This window comes from Paenibacillus tyrphae (assembly GCF_000722545.1).
Lineage (GTDB): Bacteria > Bacillota > Bacilli > Paenibacillales > NBRC-103111 > Paenibacillus_G > Paenibacillus_G tyrfis.
The window spans coordinates 1-11,452 of record NZ_JNVM01000065.1; the positions used below are offsets into that span (position 1 = coordinate 1).

Consider the following 11,452-nt stretch of genomic DNA (forward strand, 5'->3'; position numbering starts at 1 on the left):
TTATACAGGCTTCGAAAAATGCGTTTCGTTATTTAGAAAGCATAGCGAATACGCGACAGAACAGCAGAAACTGGGGTACAAAAATATTGTAGAAGGAGTGTTTGATTTATGAAGAAAGCGTTATTATCTTTAGTAATGGGGTTGATCTTGTTAAGTGGAATCATCGTACCGCAGCAACCGCAGGAGCCTTCGATAAAGCTGCTCGATCATAACGGATGGGGTGGCTAATAAAATAATAAGGGTCCCGACCAGTGGTTAGGGGCTCTTTTTTCTCGCCGGTAAGTCGTGGAAAATGTACGTTGAGATTTTCGCCGGTCGGGCGTATAATGGGAACACATATTCGCATTTACTCCGAGAGGGTGAACATTCCGATGAATCAAACGGCGACAAATGAAGAGCTTCTTCGCGATTCCTTTCTTCTTCCGCATGCGTTGACCAAGATCGAAGAGGAGGCGCGGACGCTTTCCGACTCGAAGGACCCAATCCGCCGGCTATACATTGCGGCCGCGAAGGTGATACACGGCCGGTTGGCGAATGAGTTGTCCGGTGTTCGGAAGGAGATGCGGCAGCGCGGGATTCGGACGGAAAAGATCGATATTAATCGTGAGGAAGCCAAAGCGGTTATTGCCGAAAAGCTGGCGCGACACATTCGAGATATAACGGAAAAGTTGAAGCAGAACACAACGGATAAATGGCGAAAATCCCCAGCTATTTACTAGCGGGGATTTTCTATATTCCGGCTGCTTGTGCCGGTAGGTTTCGGCCCGTTCCGCGCCGTCCGCCCGGCGTTATTTGAAGGGGCCGAAACCGCCGCAGTTAAAAATCCAGAACATAACGATCAGGAGGGATAACCTTGCTGCTTTTTTTGTTGTCTGTTCGCATTTCGTTTGCATATAATTAATGCAAACGAATGTTCCTATTAGGAGGCAGGCACATTGGAAAAGCAAATGCTTCGATATGTTGGCCGAATGGTTGAAATCATTTACCTTGGGAATGACGGCAGCATGACACAGCGAAGGATTGCGGTTCGGTCGGTTGAACGAGGCAGGATTAAAGCATTTTGTTTCCAGCGGCAAGCGCCGTGGGTGTTCAAACTAGAGAATATCCTTGCCGTACAACACTTCGTAGTAGCAATGTCGATCCGAAAACAGATGCAACAAAAGCCCGAAAACAAAAAAAGCACTCGTCCAATTAAAACGAGCGCAACACCAAAATATTAATATTTCCCTCCACGTATTAATTCCTACGGTTTTCTCCTTAAGATTCTTTTTCTTTTTGAAAATGAACCATTTTTTGTTTAATCTCTTTTCAGCTTGTGTCAATAATAAGATTACTTTCCCTCTCCGCTCGATCTTTCAGTTCACTAACCTCAAGAGTCTGATTCAGCATCATTGAATTACGACACTTCTTTAACCGTTTATAAATGTTTCCTTTACTCTATTCGATTTCAAAAAATAGAATATCCAGATGATACTGATTCCCCCGACAAGTATTGATAAATGATAGGAGTTGGGGAGTATCTGTCCTCTACTGTAAGAGTCTATGTACGTTAATATTCTAATTGCAATACAAAACATTTCAAAAATAATAATTAGTCGTGGAGCATAACTCTTCTTACTAATAAAGAGCAATAGTAGTAGTCCTGCAATTACTGTCTTTATGAAAGTTCCTAAAACTATGACATTCTGTATCCAATTTCTTTCTTCAATAAGGTTAGTTAAGTCGGGCAATAGTCTTATAACTCCAGAAATATACATTGCTTCACTTATAAGCAAAGCTATTAAATAAACAAGTAACCATCCTCCAATTGGTTTAGGATACAATTCTTTGGCTTCATTATTCGACATCTTTGAAACTCCCCTGTTGAAAATCTATATAAAGTTTTATAGTAATTTATTATACATATCTAAACAAATCAAACTGCCTTTGATTAGCAAAGAATTACCATTTGGAACAAGTATACTATGAATACGAAATGAATAGAATACGATGCTTCAGCCTATAGACGAGGAATCGCGCCTATGGGCTTTTCTTATTCAGTACATAGATATGTGAAATTACCGGTTCCCATCAGCAGGCTTTTTTAGTATGGTATGATTGTAAATAACAGGGAGGTCTGACGATGAGAAAAGCCTTCGTTTTAGTCTTTTTACTGTTGCTTTTGCAGGGATGTGCCCGTGAAGATCAAAAGAACCTTGTGTTCACCGGAGAGAGCGAGCATTGGACGGGGAAGTTTGAAGTTTATCGGATCGGCGACAAAGCGGAGGAAAGATTCACGCTTCAATATAAACCCAATGAGCGGCTTACGGTGCCGATTGACTTCTCCTATTCCTTTTCCGGGGGAAGCTCCTCGACAAAAGGCTATAGCATAAAAAATAATAAAATCGTGGCCCGTTCCGTCTCCTCTTATCCTTTTGCTCAAAAAAGCGAGGAAATCCCCATACATGTCGAATGGGCCGGAAAATCGGAAGACGTGCTGCTTAAGTCGAAATAATGCTGCTATGATGGAGAGTACGAATATAGAAAGGCTGGAGCGGTCTTGCGTTTGGAACGGATACTTGCTGTTTTGATGCTGGTGGTCAACAGGAGAAGAATATCGGCCGCGGAGCTCGCGGACAAAATGGAGGTTTCGGTCCGGACCGTCTACCGGGATATCGAAACGTTGTGCCAAGCCGGGTTCCCGATCGTCGCCCACCAAGGGGCCGGGGGCGGCTTTGCCGTCATGGCAGGCTACCGGCTGGACCGGAACGCGCTGACATTCGAGGAAATCGCTTCGGTCATTTCGGCGTTGAAAGGGATGACGAAGACGCTCGACGATGCGCGTCTCGGAACGACGCTGGAGAAATATACGAGTCTGCTCACCGACAAGGAGAAAGAAACCGCCCGCTTCTGGCAGGAGCGGCTCGTCATCGATATGAATCCGTGGGGGGCGGACGGTGCGATGAAGCGGAAGGTCGCCCTGATTCGGGAGGCGCTCCAGAAGGAGGTAACCCTCCGCTTCGCCTATACTTCGAACAATAGGATGACGACCGACCGTGAGGTCGAGCCGATGACGCTTTTGCTCAAGGGCGCAGCTTGGTATTTGTATGCGTATTGCCCGCTTCGCGGCGACTTTCGCATGTTCCGGTTGTCCCGCATGACTCATGTGGTTGTGACGGATCACCCGTTCGAGCGCAGGGAGCACGCCGGCCTGGAAGAAAAGGACTTGGAGCAGATGTGGAATAGCGGCTCCCGGACGGTGACGATGGTGCTGCGCTTCGCGCCTGAAGCGAGAGCCCGGGCGGAAGAGTTTTTCGGCATGGAGGAAGGGCAATCGGGAGAGGACGGCTTCTTGACGGTAGTGCAGACGTATCCCGAGGACGAGTGGGTATACGGCTTCCTGCTCAGCTTCGGGGACCAGGTCGAAATCCTCGAACCCGAGCGGCTGCGCGTGCTCATCCGGGACCGCGCGGAGCGCATCTGTAAGATGTACGGGAAATGAAAAAATAACATGACAAACTGTTGTCATAGTTAGGGGTGTATGCTGTAGCTATTCCCAATCAAATGGAGGTTGTCAAAATGGACAAACAGTTTTGTCAAAGCTGCAGCATGCCCCTGAACGCTGCCGAGGATTTCGGCACGAATGCCGACGGAAGCCGCAACGAAGAGTACTGCACCTACTGCTACCAGAAAGGGGCCTTCACCTCCCCGGACGCTACCGTGCAATCGATGATCGAGGAATGCGTTCCGCATGTGGTCGAAGGTCAAGGCATGTCGGAGCAGCAAGCCCGCGAAATGCTGAACCAGGTGATCCCATCACTCAAACGATGGGCGTAACAGACTGACGTTCCGGCACCAAATAAGCTTTCATCATCAGGTTGCAAAAGGAGCCGCCGTCGTGCTCTGCGTTATTCGCAGGCGCGTCTGCGGCTTTCATCTTTTTGCTGGGCAGTTCTTCTTGAGTGAACCGTCAATGAAATGATGGAAAATGGCATATATAGGATATAGAATGGATTTATATTTGGAGGGGTACGATGGGGATTGCTTTGGTGCAGGTTGTTCTTTTTGCATGGGGCCTATGGATGGCAAGGCGGAGAGCGGCAAGCGGAGAGGACGGTCTTATCCTCCCGCTGTGGGCACGAGTGCTGCTCAGTCTCTCTCTGGTTGCGGCTGCGTTCGTGATTTGGCGATCCGACCCGGCTTCGCCTTATGGCGAGTGGGTGTTTTGGGGAATGCTGATGTCATTCCTCGGCGATCTATCCATGGCCGGCGTCATTCCTTGGCCGCAACGGCTAATTGGCGGCATGCTGACCTTCGCGGTCGCGCAGAGCTTCTATATGATGGCTTTTATTCAAATGATGGCCGCAAGCGGAGGGGGCGCGGGAGGTAGCGGATTATGGATCGGGGTGGCCGGCTACGGCCTGCTGCTTGTTGTCGGGTGGCTGTTCTTCATTCGAAATCCACGCAAACAAGCCATCCTTAATTATGGAGCGCTTGGATACGGACTATGGGTCGGCGGAATGGCCTGCCTTGCTCTTGATCTGGCAATGATGCTGGGGGGAGTCTGGTGGCTGACGGCTGTCGGCGGGCTGATCTTTGTCCTGTCCGATCTGCTGATCGGCGTGACGGATGTTGGGGGATATAGAATGAAACATAAAGAAATATGGATCTGGTTCACATATGTCGCCGGACAGATGGCGATTATTTACGCCGCGGCAGGATGATGTTCGGCGAATAAAATAATATGTAGCGAAATGGAGCGATTGTGGTGGTGTGGAGAGCGGTAAATCCTGCGACTGGAGAAGAAGGAGAGGAAATTCAGGCAACGCCGCTGGAAGCGGTAGAAAGTATGATGCAGAAGGCAAAAATGGCGTCGATCCCATGGAGGCAGACGCCGGTAGCGGAACGATTGACGTATTTGCGGCGGATTCGTTACTACATGACGGAGCATTTTGAGGAATGCGCGGAGCTGATAGTTCAGGCAACCGGGAAGCCGCTCGTGGAAGCGGCGACGCACGAGCTGTTTATCGTGGCGGATGCGATCAAGCATATGGAAGATTGCGCGGTCAAGACGCTAAAGACACGAAAAGCGAAGACGCCGCTCACCTTATTCGGGAAGCAATCCACGATTTCCTATCACCCCCGGGGCGTCGTTCTTGTGATTGCGCCGTGGAATTTTCCGGTTCAGCTTGCGATGATACCTGCGTTAAGCGCATTAACAGCCGGCAACAGCGTCATTGTCAAGCCTTCCGAGGTAACGCCGCTTGTAGGCAAATTGATGGAGCGTATATTCGCGGAGGCGGGATTTCCCGAAGGGCTTGTGCAAATCGCTCACGGGGATGGCGCGCTGGGAGCCAGGCTTATTGAGGCGGAGCCGGATTATATTTTCTTTACGGGTTCCGTGCAAACCGGCGCCCGGATTCAGCAAGAAGCCGCGAAGCGGCTCATCCCGACCACGCTCGAGCTCGGCGGCAAGGACCCGATGATCGTCTTCGCCGATGCGAATCTGGAACGGGCCGTGAGAGGAGCGGCATGGGGATCGCTGGCCAACAGCGGGCAGGCCTGCATTTCGGTGGAACGAATCTACGTCGAACGATCCGTCTATACCGACTTTGTGACGCGACTTAAGCAGGAAGTAAGCCGGCTGCACCAAAATGGAACCGAAGATACGGACTTGGGCTCGATGACATTTTCAAAGCAGGTGGATATCGTTAGCGATCATGTGCGCCATGCGCTGGAGGAAGGGGCCGAGCTGGAATGCGGCATTCATCCCGAACAATGGAGGCTGTCGAAGGGCTTGCAGGTGCAGCCTATCGTACTGACGCAGGTGAACCCGCAGATGAAGGTAATGCGTGAAGAAACGTTCGGTCCCGTCATTAACGTCATGCCTTTTGACCATGAGAAGGAGGCAATTGAATTGGCGAACGATTCCTCTTTCGGTCTGAACGCCAGCGTCTGGAGCCGGGACTTGACCAAGGCCCGCCGTGTCGCCGACCTCCTGGAGTGTGGCGGCGTGTGTATTAATGATGTAATGGTCACGATTGCGAATCCGTACTTGCCTTTTGGCGGAATAAAGCACAGCGGTATAGGTCGCTACCATGGGGAAGAGGGCCTCACGTTGTTTTGTCATCAAAAGGCGGTCGTGCTCGACCGGGGAACGAAACCGGCGGAAGTTAACTGGTTTCCTTATGCGGGCAAGTATCCGGTCTTCGGCCGTCTAATTAAAAGCTGGTACGGTTCTCGGAGAAGCCTGGTTGGTTTCATTCGGGCGTACCTTGAGCTGATGCGAAAATCCAAATAAGCGAGCCGGGCACCGGCAAGGGGGACGCGCGCGATGAGACCCTATATCAAAGAGTTTTTCACCCATTTTGATATTTGCGTGATGTGCGTATTGCTGGTGGCGGGGTGGACGGTCATTTTGCCGCATGCGAGTGAGGGGACGATATGGCTGGCTCTCATCATGGGGATGGCCGGTTATGCCTTAAGCGAATATATGATCCATCGCTTTTTGTTTCATATGAAGCCGCCGGAGCATCCCCTGCTGCTTACCATGCTGCGCCGCCTGCACTATGACCACCATATTTACCCGAACGAATTGCACCTGCTGTTCCTTCCCGTATGGTACAGTCTCCCGGTCATGGTCGGACCGGTGCTTATCGCTTACTTGGTGACGCGGGATACGGTGCTGACGATTGCTTTTGTTACGGGAGTGATCAGCTTCCTGCTTTACTACGAATGGACGCATTTTGTCGCCCACCGTCCTATCAAGCCGATCACGCCCTGGGGGCGCTGGATGAAGAAAGTGCATCTCTGGCATCATTACAAAAGCGAACATTACTGGTACGGCGTAACGAACCCGCTGTTCGATGTTATGCTAGGCACGTTCCGCGACGAGCAGCAGGTGGAAAAAAGCGAAACGGCGCGCAATCTGGAAGGAAAAGCGGATTCGCGGCTCTAGTCCCGTTTTCAATACTTGGCAAGTTTGATAACCCGTAGACGGACGCTTTGCAAAAAGCGCCCCGCTTACGGGTCGTTTGTATTTTAGAGCTTCAAAGCGAGCTGTTCGGTAATTTTGTCGATCATGGCGAAAAACAGCGTCTTCTCCTCGTCGCTCAGCGGTTCGAGCATATCGGTTAGCAGCTGCTGCCGGATTTCCATGGCGCTCTTCACAAAGGCGGCGCCTTGCTCTGTGAGCGCGGTCCGTACGGTACGCCGGTCCGAGTCGCTGCGCAGACGGACGATCAGGCCGTCTTCCTCCAACTGATTCAGCGCGATCGTCGTAGCGCCGGAGGAAAGCTGCAATCGTTTGGCGATATCGGCGACCATGCAGTTTTGGTTGTGGTAGATCGTCTTAAGAATGTAGTATTTCGTATTGTTCATCCGCATATGCGGCTCTTTGAGCTTTTGCTCGATGAGCTTCATTTTGTATTTCAGGAACGTTTCCGTCAGTCTGTTCATCGAGTCGAATTCATGGGCAGACGTGTCCGGAGGCTGGTTTACGGACATGCGTTTTCTCCTTACATTTGTTCAAAATCGGTAGATAGTTCAAGTATACCGGATTTTATTACTAATTGTGTTCCGTTTTTTTTCATGCTAAAGTTGTTTTATTGCAAAATTACTTTATCACAAAGTAATTAAAATATTAAAGTATAATGGAGGAGAGAAATCGAATGAAAGGTCGAATGTTTGCAGCCAATATTATTGGCGTTGTTCTTATTGTATTGTTAGCCTTCGGCGGATTTTATTATTACGATCAGTCGTCCAAATATATCAAGACCGAAGACGCCCGGGTTGCGGGCGATGTGATTGCGCTATCTGCCCCGGCATCCGGCACGCTGTCGTCCTGGAGCGGGAAGGAAGGCGGGATCGTCGCCAAAAACGGCAATGTCGGTCAACTGTCCGACGGCTCGAAAACGGTGAACGTCGCTGCCCCGATTGACGGCACAATCGTCAAAAATCAGGCCAAGGAAGGCCAAATAGTGCAGCCCGGCCAGCCTCTGGCGCAGCTTGTCGATATGAAGAACCTGTACGTTACGGCCAATCTGGACGAAACCGACGTGAAAGACATTCAAGTCGGCTCGGCGGTGGACATCACGGTCGACGGAGATTCAGGCACGACGCTGAAAGGAAAGGTCGAAGAGATCGGACATGTGACGAACTCTGTATTTTCTTTGCTGCCTTCCGCCAATACGAGCGGGAATTATACGAAAGTCACGCAGAAGGTGCAGGTCAAAATCTCGATGACGAACTATTCGGATTCTGTCCTGCCGGGAATGAACACTACGGTTAAATTGACGAAAAAATAATGATCTAATCTTATAAAGAAAGGAGTTGCGATGATGGCTTCTCCGCGAGAAACGAAGGAAAACCGGGGCGGCTTGTCAGGTTATGGGAGCTTATTGACGGTGCTGATGCTGGGCTTGTTTCTGGCGATTCTGAACCAGACGCTGCTGAACGTCGCACTCCCTCATTTGACGGCCGACTTCGGCGTCAGCACGAGTACGGTGCAATGGCTGCTCACCGGCTATATGCTGGTAAACGGGGTTCTGATCCCTTTATCCGCGTACTTGATTGAACGGCTTGGGGTTCGCCGGTTGTTTTTGATCGCGATGTTTTCCTTTACGGCTGGGGCGTTGATCTGCAGCCTTGCTCCAAGCTTCCCGGTCATGCTGACCGGACGTTTGATTCAAGCGATCGGCGGCGGCGTTCTGACTCCGCTAGTGATGAGCGTCATTTTGTTTATATTTCCGCCGGAAATGCGGGGGAAAGGGATGGGGCTGTTCGGGCTCGCGATGATGTTCGCGCCGGCGGTCGGACCAACCTTGTCGGGATGGATTGTACAAAATTACGACTGGCATTGGCTGTTTACGGGAATGCTTCCGTTCGGTGTGCTGGTGCTCGTCATTGCTTTTTTCAAGCTGAAAAATATCGAAGAGCCTAAAAAAATTAAGCTGGACACCTTCGGCACGGTCACCTCGATCTCGGGGGTGGGGCTGCTCTTGTACGGGCTTAGCGAAGCCGGGTCCAGAGGATGGATGGACACCGTTGTCTTGTCCTGCATCGTTGCCGGATTCGTTCTGCTTATCGCGTTTGTCATTCAGCAAGTGCGCTCGGAAAACCCGATGCTGGATATGCGGGTGTTCCGTTACGGTGTCTTTTCGCTGTCGACCGTGATCAACGTATTCGTCACGGCCAGCATGTTCGCGGGCATGATTCTTCTTCCGCTTTATTTGCAGAACCTGCGGGGCTTTACGCCGCTCGATTCCGGATTGATGATGCTGCCGGGAGCGATCGTGATGATGATCATGTCGCCGATCTCCGGAACGCTGTTCGACAAGATCGGTCCGCGTCCGCTGGCGGTCATCGGAATGATCATTACGACGGTGACGACGTACGAATTTACGACGCTGACTTTGGATACGTCTTACGGTTATATTGTTGCCATTTATATGGCGCGTTATTTCGGGATGTCCTTGCTGATGATGCCGATCATGACGGCCGGGATGAATCAGCTTCCGCGGGAGCTGAGCAAGCACGGGACGGCGATGTCCAATACGCTGCGCCAAATCAGCGGTTCGATCGGGACAAGCTTGATTACGACGATTTTTACCAATCGTTCGACCGCTCATTATGCGGCCTTCACGGACCGGATGGATACGACGGACCCGACCTTCATGGACTCGTTCAATGCGCTCGTTAACCGGATCGCCGCAGCGGCGCATCTGCCGCTGACCGAAGCGAAAACGCAAGCAGCAGCGGCATTAGCCGGACAAGCGAAGCTGCAGTCGACGGTGATGGGGATTAACGACGCCTTTTTCTGGACGACGATCATTTCGGTGATCGGGCTGGGCTTGAGTGTATTCTTGCGTGATGTGAGAAAAGATAAACCAAAGCGGAATCTGCTTGCACCCGAGGAGACAAGCGCACGTCCGACGGAGGTTATTTTGCTCCCGTCGCCGGGACAAACGGCACAATAAGAAACGGATGAACCTGGAAGGGAAACTTGGGAACCGGGAGGGGAATGAAAGTGAAAATATATATCGTATACGATAGCGAAGGCGGACATACCGAGGCATTGGCGCACGCCATTGCGGCGGGAGCCGTCCTCGTCGAGAACGCTGAGGTAGAGGTGCGCAGCGTGCAGGAAGCGGACATCAGGGCTCTACCGGAGGCGGACGCGATTATTTGGGGCTGTCCCGGGCATTTCGGAACGATCAGCGCCGGGCTTAAAGCATGGATCGATAAGCTCGGCTATTTGTGGGCGCAAGGCAAGCTGATCGATAAAATCGGCGGCGTGTTCTGTACGACGGCGACGGAACACGGAGGCCTCGAATCGACGATGGTCAGCCTGATGACTCCGATGCTCCATCAAGGCATGATCGTTGTCGGTCTGCCCGGCAATCTTCCGGAAAACGCCACGTACGGCTCGTATTACGGCGTAGGCGTGACGTGTCCGATCGATAGCGAAGAGCTGCTCGGCGGGCACGGTGAACAGCTGGGCCGAGCCTTCGGGAAGCGGATTGCCGAGGTGACACGGAGATTTGTGCGTTCTTAAGCGGATGACTCAGGCGGACGGAAGGAGGAAGCGTGATGACCGTTCCTGTCATTTGCATCGCAGTAGCCGTCATTCTGGTTATTGTTCTCATCATGTATAATATGCGATCGATGATGTCTTCGTCGGTCCCTCGGAGCGAGCGGCACTTTCCCGGCCATTCGGAGGAGGCGCCGGGGCAGGGGCCGCAAGCGAAAGAGCCCGCGGGCCCGGCTGCACAAGAATCCGCGACGGCGAAGCGCGAACCGCAGCCTTTGGTGCCGCAGCGGCCCGTGGCGGATCGGGAAAGAGCCGAGGCCGCAACGGGCCAAGTGCCTCCGGCGGCGGAACAGGAAGCTGAGGTTCGGGCGGCACAAAAGCCCATAGCCCAATCGGGCCGGGAGCGTGCTCCCGAAGCCAATGCGGAAGCCGCGCGGACTTCGGCCAAGCTGGCCGATCCGGAATATCGCGAGGCGCTTCGCGGGTTCACCCAACCGGCAAGGCCCGAGTCGCCGTCCGAGAAGGCCGGCGAAGACCCCATGAAGGACGACGACTACCGTACGGCGCTGCGGTCGATGCATAGCAAGAAGTAATAATACGATTTCGGAAAAAGACTTCATTACCTTGGGTTATCGCATGGGCGTCCTGAGGTCAGGAAGTCTTTTTGCGCGTTTAAATCAAGGAAATTACCAATTCGAAGTCCCGTATTTGGGCGGATTTCCGCTAGGAGCACCTAGTTATCCACGGAGTTATGCACATAATAAACAGCCTATCGACGAGAAATCTTGCCTTGGGCTTTTTATCGTTAAGGCTGATTCATCTCCCTCTTCGATAAGGGGGAGATGAATCAGCATCTCTTGTGTATGAATGCGAACATATGTGCTATAATTATCATAAAATCACCAAAGGAGGTAAATGCTCGCATGTTGCATCATAAAGCTT

Annotated in this window: 14 protein-coding genes; 12 read left to right on the forward strand and 2 right to left on the reverse strand. The window is 51.7% G+C overall.

Annotation, left to right across the window (positions count from 1 at the left end; all coding sequences use genetic code 11):
• Positions 1 to 371: 371 nt before the first annotated feature.
• Together ET33_RS36905 and ET33_RS40170 are read left to right on the forward strand one after the other, a co-directional pair.
• Positions 372 to 719, forward strand: a complete 348-nt coding sequence (locus ET33_RS36905) for a hypothetical protein (protein WP_051776079.1) — start codon at positions 372 to 374, stop codon at positions 717 to 719.
• Between the two features lie 216 nt (positions 720 to 935).
• On the forward strand, positions 936 to 1,220 hold the full coding sequence (locus ET33_RS40170; RefSeq protein WP_051776082.1) for a hypothetical protein: 285 nt from the start codon (positions 936 to 938) through the stop codon (positions 1,218 to 1,220).
• Between the two features lie 189 nt (positions 1,221 to 1,409).
• Here the strand turns inward: ET33_RS40170 and ET33_RS34950 are convergent, their stop codons facing one another.
• The gene (locus ET33_RS34950) at positions 1,410 to 1,847 is read right to left on the reverse strand and encodes a DUF2569 family protein (RefSeq protein WP_036693645.1); all 438 of its coding nucleotides are present in this window, start codon (positions 1,845 to 1,847) and stop codon (positions 1,410 to 1,412) included.
• 275 nt (positions 1,848 to 2,122) lie between these two features.
• Between ET33_RS34950 and ET33_RS34955 the strand changes: the two genes are divergently transcribed.
• From ET33_RS34955 to ET33_RS34980, 6 genes are all read left to right on the forward strand, one after another.
• Positions 2,123 to 2,494 (forward strand): hypothetical protein, encoded by a 372-nt coding sequence (locus ET33_RS34955; protein WP_036693648.1) that lies wholly within the window; start codon positions 2,123 to 2,125, stop codon positions 2,492 to 2,494.
• A 51-nt stretch (positions 2,495 to 2,545) separates the two neighbouring features.
• On the forward strand, positions 2,546 to 3,481 hold the full coding sequence (locus ET33_RS34960) for a helix-turn-helix transcriptional regulator (protein ID WP_051776085.1): 936 nt from the start codon (positions 2,546 to 2,548) through the stop codon (positions 3,479 to 3,481).
• Between the two features lie 77 nt (positions 3,482 to 3,558).
• Positions 3,559 to 3,816, forward strand: a complete 258-nt coding sequence (locus tag ET33_RS34965; RefSeq protein ID WP_036693654.1) for a zinc ribbon domain-containing protein — start codon at positions 3,559 to 3,561, stop codon at positions 3,814 to 3,816.
• A 197-nt stretch (positions 3,817 to 4,013) separates the two neighbouring features.
• Complete coding sequence (locus ET33_RS34970) at positions 4,014 to 4,703, forward strand: lysoplasmalogenase family protein (RefSeq protein ID WP_036693656.1); 690 nt, start codon at positions 4,014 to 4,016, stop codon at positions 4,701 to 4,703.
• A 44-nt stretch (positions 4,704 to 4,747) separates the two neighbouring features.
• Positions 4,748 to 6,280, forward strand: coding sequence for an aldehyde dehydrogenase family protein (locus tag ET33_RS34975; RefSeq protein ID WP_036693659.1), 1,533 nt, complete (start codon positions 4,748 to 4,750; stop codon positions 6,278 to 6,280).
• Between the two features lie 33 nt (positions 6,281 to 6,313).
• A complete protein-coding gene (locus tag ET33_RS34980) occupies positions 6,314 to 6,937 on the forward strand; it encodes a sterol desaturase family protein (RefSeq protein ID WP_036693662.1) in 624 nt (207 codons plus the stop codon).
• A gap of 83 nt (positions 6,938 to 7,020) precedes the next feature.
• On the opposite strand, the gene ET33_RS34985 is transcribed toward ET33_RS34980, so the two are convergent.
• The gene (locus tag ET33_RS34985; protein ID WP_036693664.1) at positions 7,021 to 7,485 is read right to left on the reverse strand and encodes a MarR family winged helix-turn-helix transcriptional regulator; all 465 of its coding nucleotides are present in this window, start codon (positions 7,483 to 7,485) and stop codon (positions 7,021 to 7,023) included.
• A 164-nt stretch (positions 7,486 to 7,649) separates the two neighbouring features.
• On the opposite strand from ET33_RS34985, the gene ET33_RS34990 reads away from it, so the two are divergent.
• The 4 genes from ET33_RS34990 to ET33_RS35005 are packed head-to-tail and all read left to right on the forward strand — an operon-like array spanning position 7,650 to position 11,103.
• Positions 7,650 to 8,285 (forward strand): HlyD family secretion protein, encoded by a 636-nt coding sequence (locus tag ET33_RS34990; protein ID WP_036693666.1) that lies wholly within the window; start codon positions 7,650 to 7,652, stop codon positions 8,283 to 8,285.
• A gap of 33 nt (positions 8,286 to 8,318) precedes the next feature.
• Complete coding sequence (locus tag ET33_RS34995) at positions 8,319 to 9,956, forward strand: DHA2 family efflux MFS transporter permease subunit (protein ID WP_036693669.1); 1,638 nt, start codon at positions 8,319 to 8,321, stop codon at positions 9,954 to 9,956.
• Between the two features lie 50 nt (positions 9,957 to 10,006).
• The gene (locus ET33_RS35000; protein ID WP_036693678.1) at positions 10,007 to 10,534 is read left to right on the forward strand and encodes an NAD(P)H-dependent oxidoreductase; all 528 of its coding nucleotides are present in this window, start codon (positions 10,007 to 10,009) and stop codon (positions 10,532 to 10,534) included.
• A 35-nt stretch (positions 10,535 to 10,569) separates the two neighbouring features.
• Positions 10,570 to 11,103 carry a hypothetical protein gene (locus ET33_RS35005; RefSeq protein WP_036693671.1) on the forward strand — a complete coding sequence of 178 codons (534 nt, stop codon included), beginning with the start codon at positions 10,570 to 10,572 and terminating at the stop codon, positions 11,101 to 11,103.
• Positions 11,104 to 11,452: the final 349 nt, after the last annotated feature.